The organism is Rhizobium johnstonii 3841, from assembly GCF_000009265.1.
GTDB lineage: Bacteria > Pseudomonadota > Alphaproteobacteria > Rhizobiales > Rhizobiaceae > Rhizobium > Rhizobium acaciae.
Genome location: NC_008381.1, coordinates 107,096 through 126,481, shown reverse-complemented (window position 1 = coordinate 126,481; position 19,386 = coordinate 107,096). Strand labels below are relative to the sequence as shown.

General features: G+C 58.7%; 15 protein-coding genes and 3 pseudogenes. 9 read left to right on the top strand and 9 right to left on the bottom strand.

Features of this window, described 5'->3' with window-relative positions; all coding sequences use genetic code 11:
- Position 1 precedes the first annotated feature (1 nt).
- From RL_RS28030 to RL_RS28015, 4 genes are read left to right on the top strand one after another with little or no spacing between them, the layout of a single operon-like run.
- Complete coding sequence (locus tag RL_RS28030; RefSeq protein WP_028744162.1) at positions 2-898, top strand: branched-chain amino acid ABC transporter permease; 897 nt, start codon at positions 2-4, stop codon at positions 896-898.
- A complete protein-coding gene (locus tag RL_RS28025; RefSeq protein ID WP_011654176.1) occupies positions 895-1,854 on the top strand; it encodes a branched-chain amino acid ABC transporter permease in 960 nt (319 codons plus the stop codon). Before RL_RS28030 ends, RL_RS28025 begins: the two co-directional genes overlap by 4 nt.
- On the top strand, positions 1,851-2,627 hold the full coding sequence (locus RL_RS28020; RefSeq protein WP_011654175.1) for an ABC transporter ATP-binding protein: 777 nt from the start codon (positions 1,851-1,853) through the stop codon (positions 2,625-2,627). Before RL_RS28025 ends, RL_RS28020 begins: the two co-directional genes overlap by 4 nt.
- Positions 2,620-3,264 carry an ATP-binding cassette domain-containing protein gene (locus RL_RS28015; RefSeq protein ID WP_028744161.1) on the top strand — a complete coding sequence of 215 codons (645 nt, stop codon included), beginning with the start codon at positions 2,620-2,622 and terminating at the stop codon, positions 3,262-3,264. The genes RL_RS28020 and RL_RS28015 overlap by 8 nt, the downstream gene beginning before the upstream one ends.
- A gap of 512 nt (positions 3,265-3,776) precedes the next feature.
- Here the strand turns inward: RL_RS28015 and RL_RS39425 are convergent.
- The gene (locus RL_RS39425; RefSeq protein WP_028744160.1) at positions 3,777-3,986 is read right to left on the bottom strand and encodes a hypothetical protein; all 210 of its coding nucleotides are present in this window, start codon (positions 3,984-3,986) and stop codon (positions 3,777-3,779) included.
- Between RL_RS39425 and RL_RS38345 the strand changes: the two genes are divergently transcribed.
- From RL_RS38345 to RL_RS28000, 3 genes and pseudogenes are all read left to right on the top strand, one after another.
- Positions 3,985-4,467, top strand: a complete 483-nt coding sequence (locus RL_RS38345) for an IS66-like element accessory protein TnpA (RefSeq protein WP_011654172.1) — start codon at positions 3,985-3,987, stop codon at positions 4,465-4,467. The genes RL_RS39425 and RL_RS38345 overlap by 2 nt on opposite strands.
- Positions 4,448-4,801 carry an IS66 family insertion sequence element accessory protein TnpB gene (gene tnpB / locus RL_RS28005; RefSeq protein ID WP_011654171.1) on the top strand — a complete coding sequence of 118 codons (354 nt, stop codon included), beginning with the start codon at positions 4,448-4,450 and terminating at the stop codon, positions 4,799-4,801. The genes RL_RS38345 and tnpB overlap by 20 nt, the downstream gene beginning before the upstream one ends.
- A 52-nt stretch (positions 4,802-4,853) precedes the next feature.
- A pseudogene (locus RL_RS28000) lies at positions 4,854-6,433 on the top strand (IS66 family transposase).
- Between the two features lie 52 nt (positions 6,434-6,485).
- Here RL_RS28000 and RL_RS37010 read toward each other — a convergent pair.
- From RL_RS37010 to RL_RS27960, 8 genes and pseudogenes are all read right to left on the bottom strand, one after another.
- Positions 6,486-6,983, bottom strand: a complete 498-nt coding sequence (locus RL_RS37010; RefSeq protein ID WP_011654169.1) for a hypothetical protein — start codon at positions 6,981-6,983, stop codon at positions 6,486-6,488.
- 715 nt (positions 6,984-7,698) lie between these two features.
- Positions 7,699-8,313: an adenylate kinase gene (locus RL_RS27990; protein WP_011654168.1), complete on the bottom strand. Its 615-nt coding sequence runs from the start codon at positions 8,311-8,313 to the stop codon at positions 7,699-7,701.
- 106 nt (positions 8,314-8,419) lie between these two features.
- Positions 8,420-10,384 carry an acetate--CoA ligase gene (gene acs, locus RL_RS27985; protein ID WP_011654167.1) on the bottom strand — a complete coding sequence of 655 codons (1,965 nt, stop codon included), beginning with the start codon at positions 10,382-10,384 and terminating at the stop codon, positions 8,420-8,422.
- 101 nt (positions 10,385-10,485) lie between these two features.
- The gene (locus tag RL_RS27980; RefSeq protein WP_011654166.1) at positions 10,486-10,911 is read right to left on the bottom strand and encodes a hypothetical protein; all 426 of its coding nucleotides are present in this window, start codon (positions 10,909-10,911) and stop codon (positions 10,486-10,488) included.
- Between the two features lie 44 nt (positions 10,912-10,955).
- On the bottom strand, positions 10,956-12,629 hold the full coding sequence (locus RL_RS27975) for an acyl CoA:acetate/3-ketoacid CoA transferase (protein WP_011654165.1): 1,674 nt from the start codon (positions 12,627-12,629) through the stop codon (positions 10,956-10,958).
- Between the two features lie 263 nt (positions 12,630-12,892).
- Positions 12,893-14,066: pseudogene (locus RL_RS27970) on the bottom strand (iron-containing alcohol dehydrogenase).
- A gap of 121 nt (positions 14,067-14,187) precedes the next feature.
- Positions 14,188-15,815: pseudogene (locus RL_RS27965) on the bottom strand (acetolactate synthase large subunit).
- Positions 15,816-15,861: 46 nt separating this feature from the next.
- Positions 15,862-16,119: a hypothetical protein gene (locus RL_RS27960; protein WP_011654164.1), complete on the bottom strand. Its 258-nt coding sequence runs from the start codon at positions 16,117-16,119 to the stop codon at positions 15,862-15,864.
- Between the two features lie 1,220 nt (positions 16,120-17,339).
- Between RL_RS27960 and RL_RS27950 the strand changes: the two genes are divergently transcribed.
- Together RL_RS27950 and RL_RS27945 are read left to right on the top strand one after the other, a co-directional pair.
- Positions 17,340-17,981, top strand: a complete 642-nt coding sequence (locus tag RL_RS27950; protein ID WP_011654162.1) for an HAD family hydrolase — start codon at positions 17,340-17,342, stop codon at positions 17,979-17,981.
- Positions 17,968-18,813: a phosphoribosyltransferase family protein gene (locus RL_RS27945; protein WP_028744274.1), complete on the top strand. Its 846-nt coding sequence runs from the start codon at positions 17,968-17,970 to the stop codon at positions 18,811-18,813. The genes RL_RS27950 and RL_RS27945 overlap by 14 nt, the downstream gene beginning before the upstream one ends.
- The last annotated feature ends 573 nt before the right edge of the window (positions 18,814-19,386 follow it).

Below are 19,386 nucleotides of genomic sequence, written 5' to 3'. Positions count from 1 at the left end.
CATGAACGCGTTTCTAGGCGCTATTATTGACGGCATTCTGTATTCCGCATGGCTCTTCATCATCGCAGTCGGCCTGACGCTGATCTACGGCGTGATGAAGATCCTAAACATGGCCCATGGCACGTTCTATGCCATCGGCGCCTACATGTCGGTGACTTTGCTGGGTTGGTGGTTCGCCCAGGGCCTGCCGCCCGCTGGAAGCATTCCGGTCATGATTGTCGCGGCGCTGATCGCCGGTACGATTGTCGGCCTCGTCGTCGAACGGGGCGTCCTGCGCTTCTTCACGGGGCGCGATCCCATCGTGCTGCTGCTGGTAACCTACGCGCTCTTCCTCATTCTGGAAGACGTGGTGAAGCTCATCTGGGGTGTCGATCCATGGATAGCCTCCGACCCGGTGTGGACTTTCGGCAACGTCTATCTCGGCCCCCTTGTGTATCCGACCTACAACCTCATTATCGTCGTCGTGGCGATCGTCAGTGGTGGTTTCCTCACGTGGTTTCTGCAATTCACTGCCAAGGGGAAGATGCTGCGCGCCGTCATTCATGATCCGGAAGTATCGCAGGCGATGGGCATCAATGTCAGCCGTTGGAAAGTGTCGGCCTTTGTGGCCGGCTCGATCCTCGCCGCACTCGGCGGCGCCTTCACAGCGCCGACCATCTCCGTGGCGCCGGGCATGGGCGTCGAAGTGGTCGTCATGATGTTCGCCGCGGTGGTGATCGGGGGGCTTGGATCGATTCCTGGCACCATTGTCGGTGCCCTGATCGTCGGCTTCGTCCGCTCACTTGCGGTCCACTACTGGCCCGAAGTCGAAGTGTTCAGCATCTATGCAGTGATGGCTATCGTTCTCGCCATGCGTCCGCAGGGGCTGTTTTCCGGTGTGGAGTTGCGCAAGATATGATGAACAAAGCCCAAACCTTTGTGCCGGTCGCCGTCGGCGCGGCACTTATCCTTATCGTCGCAGCCTGGGCGCTACCCACCTGGAACTTCGTCATCTCGATCGGCCTTGCCAAGGGGCTCGCGGTACTCGGCCTTGTGCTGATGATGCGCGCCGGGCTGGTCTCGTTCGGCCAAGGACTTTACTACGCGATCGGCGGCTATTGCGTCGGCCTGATGGTCAATCTCTGGAAAATCAACGAAGCGGTTCTCTTGCTCATCGCCCCGGTCATCATCGCCGCGGCGACTGCTGCAGTCGCCGGTCTCCTTCTGTCGCGTTACCGCGACATCTTCTTCGCGATGCTGACGCTCGCCCTGTCCATGCTTCTCTACGGTCTTCTGGTGAAGTCGGTGGAACTTGGCGGCACGGACGGCTTCAACATCCGAGGCGTGACCTTGTTCGGCCTGCCGCTGAGCGGTACTGCGCGTTTCAACGGCCTGGTTATCCTCGTCCTGATCTGTTTCACAGCGGTGATAACTGTCTGGTGCTTCGGCAAGACGGCGCTCGGTCGCCTGCTGCCTGGCATCAAGGATAACGAGATTCGCGTCGAGTATCTCGGCGCGTCTGCAAGCAAGACGATCTATCTCTCCTACATCCTTGCGGCAATTCTAGCCGCCGTAGGTGGCTCCATGAGCGGCATTCTCGTCGCGCATGTGGATCCGGAAATGGCCTTCTGGGCAACCTCGGGCGAATTCGTGGTGATCGCGGTCCTTGCCGGTACCGGGAACATCTTCACGCCCTTCATCGCCGCGCTCGCACTCGAATTTGTCAGGACGTTCGCCTACCAGCATGCGCCCAACACTTGGCAACTGGTACTTGGAGTCATAATCCTCTCGATGATCCTGTTTCTGCCGACAGGCCTTGGTGGGGTCCGTTTTGGTAAGCGCAAGGCAACCGTCGAGGCAGGAGAAAAAGCATGAAGCCGATTATTGAAGCAAAGAGCCTCGTCAAGCGGTTCGGCGCGGTAACTGCCGCAAACGACGTGAATGTCGACATCATGTCTGGAACGATTTCGGGTCTGATCGGCACAAACGGCGCCGGCAAGACGACGTTCATCAATATGATTACGGGCTATCTGGGCCCGGACTCCGGTTCGATCCTGCTCGAGGGACAGGAAATCGTAGGGCTTTCACCTCGTCAGATCACTCGGCGCGGCGTTGCCCGGTCCTTTCAGATTCCGCAATTGTTCAACTCGCTGACAGCGATTGAGAACCTGATGTTTGCTTACAGCGCAACGGGTAGCGTTGGCGCCAAGGGCTTTTCGATTCTTTCCGACGATGAGCTCGCGATCCATGCTGACGAGACGCTCGAGGTGTTCGGACTTGGAGCGTTCCGCAACTCGATTGCCGGCACGATGCCCGAAGGCATCCGCAAGCTTCTCGACATTGCAATTGCCATGGTTGGCAAGCCGAAGGTTCTTTTCCTGGACGAGCCGACGAGCGGCGTCGCCAGCGAAGAAAAGTTCTCGGTCATGGACCGCATTATTGACGCGACCCGTGTCGCAGGCGTCAGCGTGCTCTTCGTCGAGCACGACATGGAGATCGTTCGCCGCTACTCCGACCGCGTGCTCGCTTTCTTCGAAGGCCGGGTACTGATTGATGGACCTCCTGAAACGGTCCTCAGCGACCGACAAGTGCGCGAACTCATCATTGGTGAAGAACATCGCGTTCCCAAGGAGGACAACCATGCTTGAGGTGAAGTCAATCAACGTCTCCATCGGCGGGGTTCCTATTCTGCGTGACGTTTCCATGAAGGTCGAAGCCCACTCGATGGTCGGAATCGTCGGACGCAATGGTGCCGGTAAGACCACGTTGATGCGTGCGATAATGGGGCTCTTGCCACTCCGGGCAGGTTCGATACATTATGAGAAGAAGGACATTTCTCGTGAGGCGCCGCATCTGCGCGTGCACCACCAGATGGGCTTCGCGCCGGAAGACAGGCGCCTTATTCCCGAACTGACTGTTGAGGAAAACCTGCTTATTCCGGCATGGGCAGCTGGCGTCACAGATGCGCAGAAGCGGCTCGACGATGTCTATGCGCTCATTCCGGAGGCAGCGGACTTCCGCCATCGCCGCGCCCTCCAGCTTTCAGGCGGCCAGCAGAAACTCGTGGCCATCGGTCGCGCACGCATGACTGGCACCCAGCTGTTAATGCTAGACGAGCCATTCGAAGGCGTCGCCCCCGCGCTTTCCAAGCGCATTTCCGAGGTCGTCGCATCCCTGCGGCCGCTTGGTCTTTCCATCCTCCTTTCCGGCGCCGATCTTCGGCACGCCGGTAAGGGCCTCGATATGGTTTATCGCATGGATCGTGGCCAGATCACTTCTATTTGACCGTCATTGGCAGCGCCTGTGCATCTCTGCTGCGCATGCGCCGCCGACACCATCGTCGCCCGGCCGGCGCTCGATCCGTTGCAGGTCGCGCGCGCTCATCGCTATCAGTCCCATCCGCAATCTCCCACGTCATCAAAACCCGGGGAGAGTGACATTCCAACTTTGCAGAAACAGGACACTTCAACTTTGCGGCTACAACACTTAGGTACTTATGGAACACCTGAACGGTTTTGGTCCTGTCGATTAATGCTCCCAACCGCCGCATACGAAATTGTGAACCACTTCGGTAAGCCGCGGTTTCGACGGCTGCTCTATCAAGGCTGCGTTGAGACATTCGCGCGGGCTTGGGAGCACGGGTCTAAATACTGGTCATTCTTTGTTCTTCATCATTGCCGCCTGAAGCTGATCATATCAACGAGGTCATTGCCCTGGCCCCGACTACGCTGGAATGGGACCAGCGATTTCCTTTCCGTAGTTAGTTCCTGCTATGGAGCGGCGACCTTTGCTGTAGTTTACATCACACTATAGCCGCCTTGCTCAAGTGTCGCGTCGTACGCGACGGCATATTTCGCGATCTTACCCGCATGATCCGTTCCATTGATAACATGGCGAGCGCCGATGAAGTTGGTTGTGCCAAGGTTAATGTAATCAGAGAGTTTCTTGCCGGTAAACCGTAAGCGCGAATTTCTCCGCACCTTCTGTATTTGAGTGAGCTTTGGCATGTGGTGTCCACTTAAAAGAGGTGGACACCAAGTTATGGATGAAGGTCAAAAACTCGCGGTACGGCTGGTCGGTCTGAATGGAAGACGCCGCTTCGATCAAGGGTCGAAGGATCGCCTTGTTGCTGCCTGCCTTGAGCCCGGCGCATCGGTATCGAAACTAGCGCGAGAACACGGGGTCAATGCGAACCTCGTTTGGAAATGGATCAGGAAGCACACCCAAGCCCATCCATTATCGCCGTCTTCGACATCTGCGTTTATCCCCGTTCAGGTCGCCGCCCCGAGCAGGGAGTTCGACATTGAGATGCCTGCCGCGGATCGCGAAGAGCGATTGCCGAGAATGGACAGGAACGGCCCGCTTTCCTCTCCAGCAAAGGTGAGCGCGTCCCTGCCCAATGGTGTGAGACTGACGCTGGAGTGCAATGATCTCAGCGGATTGACGGCGATAATCGGAGCGTTGGGTCATGTTCAGACTGGGCGCTGATCTCAAGGTCTACCTGCATCGCGAACCGATCGACTTTCGGGCAGGCATCAATAGCCTTGCGGTCCTGGTCCAGGAGACGATGGCGCTGGACCCGTTTGCTCCGGCGGTGTTTGCCTTCTGCAACCGCCGTCGGGATAGGGTGAAGCTGCTGTTCTTTGACCGGTCGGGCTTTGTCATGGTCCTGAAGAAATTGACGGAGGACAGGTTCCGTTGGCCCCGCCGAGAGACTGCGGTGGTAACGCTCTCGAGCGAGCAGCTCCACTGGATACTCGACGGCATTGATATCGATGCGATGATCCGCCATCCGGTTCGGCAATATCAGATCGCTGGCTGAGGTGGCGTGTTGATCTGTTGACGCGGCGACGCGGTTCAGATTCAAAACTGGGATGACCCGAACCGGCGAACCGAGCGTTGCAGAGCTGATGGCGCAGTTGCTGCTGAAATCGCTGCGCTCAAAGCCGAGAAGGAAGCGCTGTCACGGCAGGTCGTCAAGCTGGAAGAGGAACTGGCACTCGCAAGGCTGCATCGGTTTGCACCCCGCAGCGAAAAGCACGTCGATCGCCTCTTCAACGAAGCCGAAGAGGCCGCAGACGAGGATGATCCTGATCATGGCGACGACGTCGCCGATCTCCCGGATACAGGCCTGCCTGCAGTCGAAAGTGCCGCGGGTAAAAAGCGGGGCCGCAGACCTCTGCCAGAAGACCTGCCCCGCGAGCGTGTCGAATACGACCTTCCCGACGATCAGAAAGTTTGCCCTTGCTGCGACAGTCAAATGCATCGCATGGGCGAGGCCATTACCGAGCAGCTTAATATCGAGGTCAAGGCTAAGGTTCTGCAGAATGTGCGGTTCAAATACGCCTGCCGCCATTGCGACCGCACCGGCATCAACACACCTGTCGTGATCGCACCGATGCCGCCGCAACCATTGCCGGGCAGCATCGCCACCGCCTCCACGCTGGCCTTCGCACTCGTCCACAAATATGTCGACGGCACGCCGCTCTACCGCGTGGCGCAAACGTTCGAACGGGCCGGCGTACCGATCAGCCGAGGTGCTCTCGCGCACTGGGTGATCGGTTCGAGCGAGAGGCATTTGCATCGCATCTACGATGCGCTGAGATTGCGGCTTCAGTCGCAGCCTCTCATTCATGGTGACGAGACAACAGTTCAGGTCTTGAAGGAAAAAGACAAGGAAGCCACCAGCACATCTTACATGTGGGCGTATCGCAGCAGCGACGATAGTGAGGAGCCAATCGTGCTTCTCGACTATCAACAGGGCCGCGGCCAGGTCCACCCGCAGACCTTTCTCGGTAACTATAGCGGCATATTGGTGACCGATGGATACACCGCATGGCGCACATTGCATGGCGCAACCCATGTCGGATGCATGGCCCATTCCCGGCGGCGCTTCGTCGAGGCTCTCAAAACCCGGAAGAATGGAGGCGGACCGCCGGAACAGGCGCTCCGGTTCTTCGAGCAGCTCTACCGTATCGAAAAGCAGGCAAGAGACCAAACGCCCGACGCCGGTGAAACGCAGGCCGATTGCATTCGTCGTTTCCGGCAACAGCACAGCTTGCCTGTCCTCATCGCCCTAAAGACGTGGCTCGACAATATCGCGCCGAAGGTCGTGCCGGATACCAAGCTAGGCGATGCCGTGTCCTACACCCTGAACCAATGGGATTACCTGACGCGCTACATCAGCGACGGCAGGATGCCGATCGATAACAACATTCTGGAACGCGACATCAGAGTTTTTGCGACCGGAAGAAAATCGTGGCTGTTCAGCGATACCGCTGACGGAGCCAGGGCCAGCGCCGTGATCTACAGTCTGATGCTGACCTGCCGCGCCTGTGGCGTCGACCCACTCACCTGGCTACGCCACGTGCTTGCTGAGTTGCCTCAGCGCGAAGAAGCCGCCGACATCGGCGACCTGCTGCCGTTCAACTTCTCCAAAGCCTCCGCTGCCTGACAGACCCGGATATCGCTTCGCGAAAGCGGCTGGTTCAGAGATACCGCCTACGTCAATGTGCATGGAAAATCGCGCTTACGGTAAACCAGCCTTCCTTCAAGCCCATGACAAGCACCTTCGCCGCAATTTCTGGTATCAGTGCTTTTGCTGGAAAGGACACGAGATCGATGCCGAGCTTGATGCTGACCGTGCGGTAGTTGTTCTCGTGCGTGAGTTGGGAGTATCCTCTTCCAAACCAGCCTTGACGCCAATATGGGGAGGTGACCCAAGGCAGTTTGCCCTTTGCCCATGCACTGTCAAGACAGGCAATCGCCTGATCGTCAGATGTCGCGAAAGTCTCTCGCACCGGCATCATAAGGCCTCCAGTCTCATGAAATGCTGTAGCCAACACGTAGGCGCATTGGGTGCGCAGTAATGCATGCAACTTGCATTCCGAAATTAGAAGTCTGGTGTCCCCGCGATCGAGGTTGCCGACGCCGCTTTTGGCGGCAAACGCCACGGCGACGCAAAGAGAAACAATCCGGCATGCTGCAACGAGTCTTCTGAGCATCGGCTCCGCTTCCCGTTCAGGTGTCGCATGAGTGCGCCCACCGATGCAGTCGGAGGCGTCTCGTCCGTGTTCTACGTCTGATGAGAGGCGGTACTCGCCATGGTAGTTAGACTATCTGCATCGCTTACTCCCGACATTGCTAAGGATGAAATCGAAAGACGCCCGCATAGGTGCACACCTCGAATTTAAACTCCTAAACAGCGGGTTAGCTATTCATTGCGGACTGAGGAAAGCGGGCGGCTTGGCGGGTGCCGCTCTGTCAATCTTACTACTGAGGCGTTGTGGCCACAGGGAAAGAGAAACCAATTCGACACTCCCCACGGAGAAAGAGAACGTTGGGAGCTATGAGCGCGCAGATCAACTCCCTGCCGGATCGCCTCATCCTGGGCCATCTAAGCAACTTCCTGCTGGCTCGGCGTGCGGTTAGATGGCGCCGCGGGCGCGACAACGCCTCTCATGCCGTCGGCCGGGCATCCCGGGTGGGCCAGAGCCCTGGCCCGGCGCCACGCTGTCCGTCGTGCCGCCCCGGTGCATTTCAGTTTCCGGGTATCGGACAGATAACCCAGTTACCAGTTCAATGTCGCCTGCTGGGTTTCCTGGTGGGTGTTATAAATGACAGACAACTTTACTTGGCTCGGGCTTCTGACAAGAAATGCAGGGAGGCTAAAACGCCAGCCGTAGGTTTTTAAAGACGATTTGCGTCGCTCATCGAAAGTCACCCAAGAGAGCCCGGGTCGGCCGTTCTCGGTTGGAGCCGCAATTCCGCAAAAAGGCTGGACGTAACCTCATCGACGGGCCTCAGCCCATTAACGGTGCGTAGGAGCCCGGCGGTGCGGTAGTGATCCGCGAGCGGCTGCGTCTGCGTCCGGTAGGACTCGAGCCTGACTTTCAGCGCTTCCGGATTGTCGTCGGCGCGCACCGGCAGGCCTGCGGCCTTGGCCTCGCGCGCCCGATAGATGATGCGGTCTAGCAGCACGGATTCGTCGACCTTCAGTTCGAGCACCGCATCCAGACCGAGGTGTGCCTTTTCGAGCGCTTCGTCGAGGGCCCGCGCCTGTCCCAGCGTGCGGGGAAAGCCGTCGAGGATGAAGCCGGACGCAGCGCCCGGCTCGGCGATGCGTTCCAGGACGCAATTGACGACGATGTCGTCGCCAACCAATTCGCCCCGCGCTATGAGGTCGCGCGCAGCAAGGCCAACCGGCGAGCCCTTGGTGACCGCGGCGCGCAGCATATCTCCCGTCGACAGTTGTGGCACGCCCAGCCGCTCGGCGAGGCGCGCTGCCTGTGTTCCCTTGCCCGCCCCCGGCGGTCCAAGGATGATCAATCTCATCGTTCCCTCCCTCGTACGTCTGGCCACAAATTGTCCTTCCCTTGATCGTCCCGTCGGCTCCGGTGCGGTAACGCGCCGGAACCCACGTCTTCATCTTGTCGTGTCGTCAGGCAGCCTTCCGGTTCAGCCGGTTGTCTATCAGGTGATCGACCACGGCGGGGTTAGAGAGCGTCGAGGTGTCACCGAACTCGGTGCATTTGTCCTCAGCGATCTTGCGCAGGATGCGGCGAATGATTTTCCCCGAGGTTGTTTTCGGCAGGCCCTGCGCGAACTGGACCTTGTCGATCGTGAAGATCGGGCCTATCTCCTTGCGCACCCAGGAAACGAGTTCCTTGCGCAGCTCGTCAGAGGCAGCCTCGCCGTCGATAAGGGTTACGTAAGCGTAGATGCCCTGCCCCTTGATCTCGTGCGGATAGCCGACCACCGCGGCTTCCGAAACGCTAGCGTGGGCGACCAGGGCGGATTCGACTTCCGCCGTGCCGATGCGGTGGCCGGAGACGTTGATGACGTCGTCGATGCGGCCCGTGATCGAGTAATGGCCGCCTGCATCGCGCCGGGCGCCGTCGCCGGTAAAATATTTGTCTGGATAGATGGAGAAATATTCCTGCTCGAAGCGCTCGTGGTCGCGGTAAAGCGTGCGCATCTGGCCCGGCCAGCTGTCAGCGATAACCAGGTTTCCGTTTGCAACGCCATCGAGCACGTTGCCCGCCGCATCGACCAGCTCAGGCCTGACGCCGAAGAAGGGGGTGCCGACGGAGCCTGGCTTCAGCTCGGTGGCGCCGGGAAGCGGCGTCATCAGGATGCCGCCGGTCTCGGTCTGAAACCAGGTGTCGACGATCGGGCAGCGCCCGCCGCCGACGACGCGGTGATACCAGTCCCAGGTTTTCGGGTCGATCGGCTCGCCGACTGAACCGAGGAGGCGGAGCGAGGCGAGCGAATTCGATTTCACCGCATCCTCGCCCGATCCCATCAAGGAGCGGATCGCCGTGGGGGCGGTGTAGAACAGGCTGACCTTGTGCTTGTCGATGATGTCCCAGTATCGCGACATGCTCGGGTAGGTTGGGGTGCCCTCGAAGATGAGGGTCGTCGCACCGTTGGCGAGCGGCCCGTAGACAGTGTAGCTGTGGCCGGTGATCCAACTAATTTCGGCAGTGCACCAGTGGATGTCGCCGTCGCGGTAGTCGAAGACATATTGGTGCGTCATGGCGGTATAGACGAGATAGCCGCCTGTGGTATGCACCACCCCCTTCGGTTTGCCGGTGGAACCTGACGTATAGAGGACGAACAGCGGGTCTTCCGCCTTCATCTCCTCTGGCGGGCATTGATCGGGGACGGTCTCGGCGAGTTCGTCATAATAGTGGTCGCGACCTTTCAGCATGCTGACCGGCGCGCCGGTGTGCTTGACCACGATGACGCTTGTCACCACCTCGGGAAGCTTGTCCAGCGCAGCGTCCAATTTGACCTTCAGCTCCAACTTGCGCCCACCGCGCGTGCCCGAGTCGGCGGTGACCACGACGGTGCTCGCCGCATCGGCGATGCAGCTTGCCAGGACTTTGGGCGGGCAATTGGTGGAGAGCGTCGAATGGATCGCGCCGATGCGCGTGCAGGCGAGCATCGCATAGGTGAGCTCGGGGATCATCGGCAGGTATACGGTGACCTTGTCGCCCTTCCCGATGCCCTGCGACCGCAAAACATTCGCCCATTTCATGACATGGGCGTACAGTTCGCGATAGGTAATGCGGGCGTCATCCTTCGGGTCGTCCCCCACCGAGATGATGGCGAACTTGTCGCCCCGCTCGGTCAGATGCCGGTCGATGCAATTGTAGGAGACGTTGGTGGTGCCGTCCTCGAACCACCTGATCGAGACCTTGCCCGATTCGAACGAAGTGTTCTTGACGGTGCTGTAAGGCTTGATCCAGTGGATGCGCTTGCCGTGTTCGCCCCAGAACTCTTCCGGGTTGGCGATCGAGGCCGCGTACATCGCCTCGTAGCGCTGCGCATCGATGAACGCGCGCTCGGCCCATTGCTTCGGAACTGAATAGACGCCCGCCGCCTGCTTGTTTCCGTTCATTGTCGTTGTCCCTCCTAGGAGGTTATTCGCAGCTCCCCATCACCTCGACGGGTGGAGGATTGTCACGCACGAATTATGCTTTCCGTTCGGCAGGTCCGGCCTCACGTATCCTTTCCGATTGTCGCGGCCTTGCGGAACTGCTCGAAAATCTCGGTCATCCGCTTGCGGGTGATGGCGAAAGCGTTCTCGCTGGCCTTGACCGCCATGCTGGTGATCTCGCGCGAGCCGATCAGCGCCACCTCGTAAGCCTGTTTCGCCAGTTCGCCGCGCTCCTTGGGGGCAAGGGCCGCATCCTCAAACATCATCAGGAGCTGTGAGGAAGCCGCGCGGAACAATTCCAGCTGCTTTTCGACGACGCCGTAGGCGCCTTTGTTGGCAACCTGCGTGGCCTGCGCGACGGCCTCGATATTCCTGGCCTGCTCCCTAACAAGTGCTGCCGGATCGACGCCCGGCATGTTGAACTTGGCGAGCATCTCGTTGATCTGGTTGGTCAACGTTTGGATATCCGGGGTCTGCGATGTAGGCATGGTGGGCTTCTCCTCAAACGATGGGGTTACAAGGTTGCGGGCGTCTAGCCCATAGCTGGCGGCCTCGTGCTGCGCTCTGCATCGAACTCTATGCCCTCTGAAAGCAGGCGTTCGAGCAGCAGCTGGTCGAGATTCATCGGACCGTCGGCGAAGATCACAGCCGCCATTTCGCGCGGCTGGCGGATGATCGGCCGGAACTCCATATGGGCGAGGATGTCGCGCTCGATATCGATCCCCGGCGCGACTTCGATTAGTTCCAGCCCCTCGGGGATTAGCGAGAAGACGCAGCGCTCGGTTACGTAGAGCACAGACTGGTGCGTCTCGCGGGCAATTTCGCCCGAGAAAGTGATCTGCTCGACCTCTTTGATGAATTTCGCCTGCCGGCCTTCCTGCAGGATGGCAAGCTTGCCGTCCCGGATCTCGATGCGCAGGCCCCCGTCCGTGAACTTGCCGCAGAAGGCGACGTGGCGGGTGTTTTGCGAGATGTTGATGAAGCCGCCGGCGCCGGCGAGGATGCCACCGAACCGGCTGGCATTGACATTGCATTGAGCATCGACCTGCGCGAAGCTGAGACAGGCGAAGCTCAGCCCGCCGCCGTCGATGAGATCGAACATCTGGTTCTGGTCGATGATCGACTCGAGGTTTTTGGCCGCGCCGAAATCCATCCCGGTCTGTGGGGTGCCGCCGATGGTACCGGATTCGGTAGTGAGCGTGATCTTGTCGATGATCCCCTCTTCCGCCGCTACCGCAGCAATCCCTTCCGGCATCCCGATGCCGAGATTGACGACACCGCCCATCCGCAGTTCGAAAGCGCAGCGCCGCGCGATGATCTTGCGTTCGTCCAGTTTCATGGAGGCGGCGCTGTCCGGCGGCGCACGGAATTCGCCGGAGAAGGCACCGCTGTAATGGGTCGCATAGGTCTGCATGTGATCTTCCGGCTGGGCCACAACGACGCGGTCGACTAAGTGGCCGGGGATTGCGATGTCACGCGAGTGCAGCGAGCCGGCGGGGGCGATGCCCTCGACCTGCAGGATGACGATACCCCCACCCGCCTTGGCGGCCATGGCGAGCGACAGGTTGTCGAGCGTCGCGGCCTCCTTCTCCATCGTGACGTTGCCGGATGGATCGGCCGTCGTGCCGCGCAAGATGACGACATCGATGGGGAACGCATTGTAAAGGAGCCGCTCCTCGCCGTGGGTTTCCACCATCTCCACGAGGTCTTCCGTCGTGTTGGAATTCATCTTGCCACCGCTGTTGCGCGGGTCCACGAAGGTTCCAAGCCCGACTTTCGAGATCAGCCAGGGCTTGCGCCCAGCGATCTCGCGGTAGAGATGGGAAATGACCCCGAGCGGCAGATTGTAGATCTCGCACTTGCCGCTGGCTGCCAGTTTCGCCAGCTTTGGCACCGGCTTGAAATGCCCGCCGATGAGGCGTTTCACCAGCCCGTCATGCGCCAGTCGGTTGAGGCCCTTGTCTTTGCCGTCGCCCGGGGCGGCGGCAAAGACGAGGGTGAGATTGCTCGGCTCGCCCGTTTCGAGGAAACGCTTCTCAAGGGCGCAGATCACCGCCTCCGGCGTACCGATTCCGACGAAGCCGGAAAAGGCGACTGTATCGCCCGAGCGGATCATCGCGACGGCTTCGGCGCCGGAGACAATCTTGGTAGCGGATTTGTCAATTCCGCCCTTTCCATAGAATGCAATCTGATGCCGTTCTGGCATATTTTGTTTCCTTCACGTGTTCGAACCAATGCGGTTAAACCGCAATGTGGATGGCGCCGGTCCCTCCCGCCGCCTCTCAATAGATTTCAAGATTCGTGCCAATCAGGCCGATTGAGCTGACGAACAATTATTTGCTGCTGTTTCAGCTACGTGGGCGGAAAATACGGGATCGGGCGAAGTGGAATGGGTGTTGCGAAGCCGACAAAGGTCACGACGATGTCGTAAGTTGAATGTGGAGATTCCGGTTGGTCGTCCGAGCTCGGTCATGGCCTGCTCGCTCCCGCAAGTGCTTTGGCATAGATCGCCCGGGCCTGATCGTCGTCGAGCTCGCGCGGATTGTTGACCAGTAGGCGCTCCGCGTGCTTCATCGCACCCTTCGCCAGCTTGGAAAGATCGCCTTCGCCGATTCCAACCGCCGAAAGCGAGCCGGGCACCCCGCAGTCTCGGCAGATCGCCTCGATCTCGGCGATGAAGGCCGCCGCGTCCGCCGCATCGGACTGCCGGCGATAGCCGGGCTGGATAACGTCGGAGAGCTCGGCATAGAGCGCTTCGGCCGCCGGCCGGTTGAATTCCAACACGTAGGGCAGGACCAGCGCAATGGAGAGGCCGTACCCGACATCGAAGATCTCGCCGATCGGATAGGCGAGCGCGTGCACCGCGGCAACCGGCGAGTTGGCAAACGCCATGCCGGCCAGCATGGAGCCGAGCAGCATTTCCGAGCGCGCTTCGAGGTCCGAGCCCGTCCGTGTAGACTTTCCTGAGATTGGCCGACAACAGCGCCAGCGCCTTCAGCGCGAACTGGTCGGAGGTCGGGTTCTTCTTGATCTTGCCGGTATAGGCCTCGATCGCGTGCGCCATGGCGTCGATGCCCGTCTGAGCGGTGAGGTGCGGCGGCAGGCCGAGCGTCAGTTGGGGATCGAGGATCACCCAGTCCGGGATGAGGAGCGGCGAGATCACCGCCTTCTTCTCGTTGTTCGGCGTCTTAACGATGGAGATCGGCGTCACTTCCGATCCGGTGCCCGCCGTGGTCGGAACCAGCAGCAGCGGCAGCCGATCGCCGGTGGCAAGGTCGACACCATAGATATCATCAAGCTTGTCCGGGGTTTTGGCGAGATAGGCGACGAGCTTTGCCGTATCCAGCGCGCTGCCGCCGCCGATCGCCACGACAGCGTCGACGCCGCGCTCGCGGCAGATTTCTGCTGCCGCTTCGATAACATGCGATGGCGCGTCGACGACCACGCCGTCGAACACGGTGCGCGCGATGCCGGCTTCGGCAATCGCCGCTTCCGCATTGCGCGTCAGCCCGGCCGCCCGCACCTTCTCGTCGGTGACGAGCAGCACATGGGCGGCCTTGTAGCCCTTGAGGAGCTCGCCGATCTTGCTGGACGCGCCTTCCCCGAAACGGATGTTGGACGGGGTTTGGAAAGTGATGGCCATGTGTTTGGTCCATTTGTTTGGCTCTCTCGGGCGGCAGGGCCTGCCGCCCGCCCCCTCTGAAAAGCCGATCCTTGCTGTGGACCGCCCCGGCACTCCCCGAGGCGGTTCATTTCGGGCCTGCTCAGGCGCTCGGCGGTTTCGCCTTGGGCGAGCGAAGTCCGCCGAGCAGTCGCTTGTACTTTGAATCATCGACCGGCACTGCGACCACATGCACCCCGCCGCCTTTGAGAGCGGCTTTCAGCGCCGGCACCGGATCGTCCAGCGTTTCGACCCGCGTGCCCTTGGCGCCACAGGCTTCGGCCAGTTTCACGAAATCCGGATTGAGGAAGTTGACACCGTAATTCGGGAAACCTTTGGCGGTTTGCTTCGCTTCGATCATGCCCCAGCCGCCGTTGTCCAAGATCAGGACGACGAGGTTGAGCTTTTGTTCGACGGCCGTCATCAGTTCCTGGCCGGTCATCTGAAAGCCGCCGTCGCCGCAGACCGCCATCACGCGGTGCCCGGGATTCAGCATCGCCGCCACGATCGCTGAGGGCACGCCGGCGCCCATGGTCGCGAGCGTGTTGTCGAGCAGCAGCGTATTGGGGTGATTGGTCCGATACTTCCGGGCGAACGGGATCTTGTAAAGGCCATTGTCGAGCGTAACAATGCTGCCTTCCGGCATGACCTTGCCTACAACGTGCACCACGTGATCCAGGGTGACCGGCCAACTTTTATCATCGGCACCCTCGCCAATCAGGGCGAGGATCTCCTCGCGCAGCGGCAGTAGCGCGCCGGCATTGAGCAGCTTGCCCTCGAGGCGATCCGCCAGCGCCGCGACTGAAGCGCCGATCTCGCCGATGACCTCGAGCTGCGGCCAATAGGCCTGTGTGAAGGTCGCAGGCTGATGTGCGATGTGAATGACCTTCGGGCCGCCCTCAGACATGATGAACGGAGGCTTTTCGCACGTGTCGTGGCCGACCGCGATGATCCAGTCGGCCTTGTCGACGGCCTCGTGGACATGGTCGCCTTCGGATAGCGCCGCCGTGCCCATATAGAGGTCGGAGTCCTCCGCCACGACGCCCTTGCCCATTTGCGTGGTGAAGAAGGGAATGCGCGTGCGTTGCACTAAGTCGCGGATTTGGGCGTTCGGGTGCTGGTCGAGGCGGCTTGCCGCCCCGCCCACCATGATCAGCGGACGCTTGGCCGCAAGGATCATTTCAACCGCGCGATCGAGGGTCTTCGTAGTCATAGTGCATCCTCCTCACCATCTTCGGCCGCAATGTCTTCCGGTATTACAACAGACACTGGGCCTTGCTTTTCCTCTTGAGCGATGCGGAACGCCTCACTGAAGACTGGCCGGATCATTTGCACCGACCCGATCTGCACTGCGTACTTGGTGAGCCCCTCCATCACGGAGACGAGGGGGCTGACCTGAAAGTGCCCATGGAGGCTGCTGTTGATCGGCTTCTGGCCGGCGATCATCACCAGCGGAAATCCGCCGAGATGCGCATACTCAGCGCCGTTGGGGAAGTTAAGTGCGCCCGGGCCGCAGGTGGCGAGGCTGACGCCTGGGCGGCCGGTGAGCCGGCCCTCGGTGGCGGCCATGAGGGCCGCACCCCACTCGGTACGGGTCGGCACGAACTTGATCTTCTTCGACTTGCGCAGCGACTCCATGATGTCGAGGATTTCCTCGCCGGGGACGCCGTAGATGCGCTCGGCGCCCATTTTCTCAAGGACCGCGACAACTCGGTCGGAACCCTTAATCATGCGTTGCCCCCCTTAGAGCTGGGTGGGTTCTTTTCCTGCTTTTTTGTCATGCCAGCCGCCTTTCAGTTGCTGCTGTGAATTCCTTGGTCGTCGCGCTGCCGCCGAGGCCGCCGGTCCTGACATTGTCGATGTTCAGCACCTTTTCGACCGCGTTGCGGATGGCGTTCGCCTTCTCGCCTTCGCCGACATGGTGGCAGGTGGCGAGGCACTGCGGTCGGATTGGCGAGACCGACCGCTCAATGTTCGGAGCATATCTCTTCTGTTGCGCGTAAAACAGTAAACCATGACGGTTTTTCTTCCACATACCGTCGATAATTCGTCATGTCATAGATAGACCGCTTAGACGAGCCAACAGAAAAATGCCGCCAACAAACTTAGCCCGCTCCATGGACGAAGCGGCCGTCGTCACCTCATTGAGTTTTCGTGGATTGTAGTCGGAGCGCATCGAGGCAAACTTCCTCGGCTCCGCGGTCCGGCGCGGACTAGCCTCCGACCGGGATGAACACCGACAACGCCTTTCGGACTGCAAAAGGTTAGCAAAGCATGAAACGCGGGCCGTTCGACGCATAACTGCGGCTGGCGGAATCTGTGACAAGCCCGTTAACTTGCCTGCCGCAAGTTAACTCGCTCCCGGCCTTGACCGGAGAGATCGACAACATTGCCGTCGCCTACGCCGTGAATAGCTGACGCGCCGAAGCCGATCACCGTTGTGCAGGTGTCTGCCGAATACCCCCAGTTACGCAGAGGCGGAGCGGCCTACTGCGCCAACGCAAGCTCATCATCCGGTAAAGCGAAATAATTGAGGCCGATCGGGAGGTAGCCTTCCGCAATCAGGGTGTTGGCCACGGCCGCGAGCTGACAGGCCCGGCAGCCAAGCGCCTCCTCCTCGTCAGACGTTGGTTTTTCCTAAGGATGGACCAGTGCGAGCCGAACACGGCAAATCGACTGGTGCATTGGGAGCAGCTCCTGCGGAGTTGACGCAGGACTGCACCGTCTGATTTGGACGACCGTAGATCAAGTCAAAATTGATTGAGGCTTATCCCGTGGCGGGGCAGTTGATTGACCACAGTCGCCGTCAGCTCCTCGCTTGGATTTCGTTTAATTGCTTTTTGAACATCGGGATCGAAGCTCTGTACGTCCGTACGTCTATGCTCGGTTCACCCCAGCCGCTAGTGGCGAGTTGAGTTGTTGCGCGGCAAATACGCAGATTGTTGACTAAAGAAGGCGACAGATTTAAGACTCAGACGGTTTAATCTCGTCATACGCTGAAAATAGCGTCACGGAGCCATCCATGCCACACCATGATAACACTCCCCTTGGAAAGAGGTCAGTGGCGGAGTGCATTCGCCGCCATGTTGCCGATCCGGGGAACGGCTTGTACGGCGGATCGGATTGGGCAGCCCGGCCAGTTGGAAGTAGCACATCCCGATCGTTTCGGACCGCCCACACGCCGCAGCCGAAACGGCTGCGGGACCAACCACAGTTACACATCGTTTGAGAGATCGAAGATCCCGGGGAGCCACGTTGATCAGTCACATTTCTTTTGACGTCTGGAACACTCTCGTAACAGCGAACCCAGGTCATGCGCCGATGAGGACCAAGTTTCTCGCCACCTGTTTTGATAGAGAAGAAGCAGTTGTGAGGAATGCATACGCGGAGGTCAAGAAGTGGGTTAACCAACACGCGATCGAGACGGGGTACGCCCCATCCCTGTCCGAAAATATTCGTCTGCTTATGATGCGTTGTAATGTTCAAAAAGATCCAGGCTTAATCGCAAAGGCGTTTGAGCACGTTTTTGAGAATTGCAAACCAGTTGTTTTGGACACCACTGTGAGGTTCGTCCATTCGCTGGCAGAAGACGGGTACACGCTATCAATTGGTAGCAACTCGAGTTTTATTAGCGGCACTACGATGCACAACTTTCTTGAGAGCACCTTTGGATGTGTATTTCGGTTCGGAATTTATTCCGACCTGCTTGGATATGCAAAGCCAAACGAGGCATTTTTCAACAAAATCATCAAGTCGTGCGGCGTTGCGGCCGACAACATCCTGCATGTGGGCGATGACGCCATCGGCGATCTGCAAGGTGCGCGCAGCGCTGGAATGCGCGGCGCCCTGGTGGGAAGATCTGAGGACATTCAAGAGGCTGTTTATGACGCAGTTTGAGGAGTTTGCGCTTCATGAATTTCAATCAATCGAGGATGCACCCTTTCGACCGGAGCAATATTCGCGTCTGAAGTTTGGTTGCGACGAGGCCGCTCGCGAGATGGGCCACCAGATTGCAGACGCGTTCTTCGAAAAACACGCATCCACAATACTGAACAGTCGCTGCCTGATGATTCCGTCGCCATTCAATTTCGTTCCGAATGCAGCAAATGTAATGACGATGCATTTGCTAGACCGCCTCAACAACCACATCGTTGATGAGAAAGGCAACCATGTGGAATATGCGACTGTCCCGCGAAAGATCAGTTACATGGACGATTATGGATTTCTTTCAGGAGAGGATCGCAAATCATTGATCGCTGGTGACAAATTCTACTTCAACTCGCAACATTTCGAAGGTCGTTGTCTTTTGTTTATCGACGACGTGAAGATTACTGGCACCCACCAAAACAAGTTGGTCCACCTCATGCGCAAGCAGCAGTTAGAGAACAAAACATTTTTCCTGTATTTTGCCCGATACACGGGCGATCGTCCTAACATAGAATCCGAGCTAAATTTTGCCGCCGTTAAGTCAATCAAGGATCTAAACCGGATCGTGGTGGAGCCTAATCATCACATGACCGCTCGGACAATAAAATATATCCTCTCGGCAGATCCAGATGAACTGTACAACGATTTCCTGAGATTCAGAAGCTACCGATATCTTGAGACTCTTTATTTCAATTGTCTAAATGAAGGATATTACAAAATACAGAAATATCAGGCAAATATAGATATTATTCGCAATGTCGCTAATGTTATGAAAGAGAAAAGACATGCTTCGCCTAGATAGTGCAAGGAGTTAGACAACCTGTCTTTGTTCCATCGCGTTCGCGGCCCACAATACTTGCTTGGGGCCGCTGCTCGAAGCGTTTCCTTTTTTGTTGGGGTCTTATCGTACGATTAAGTAGATAATTTGGAGAGCAATATGGTCTAGTCCATGTCCATGGTGTCACAGGCTTCCTGCAATTAAAGTGCAGAATTGGCGGCGTGGCGTGCCCCCCGCGAATTCCAGCGGGGAAAATGCGCGCCGTCGAATTTTAAGCCATATGTCGCGGACCATCGGCGATGCCCGACCTGATACAGCTGCAAAAGAAATATATGGCCGGCGGAGTTGAGATCGTCACAGTCGCGGTCGGGTTAGGCCAGTCACCCGATCCACGCGATCGAATAGGTCGGAAATAAGATTGGTTCGGCTGTAGCGGTGTTTGGGCCGGGATGCTCCCGGCTATGCAAGTAGGCATCGAGCTTTTTTGAGCATGTCATCGGGTGCGGTCATGTGTCAGGCCTCATCATTGCGGCATTACATGAACTGCGGGGCCGGTATAGCGATACGCGGATTAGGTCTAAACAAATTACGAGCTTT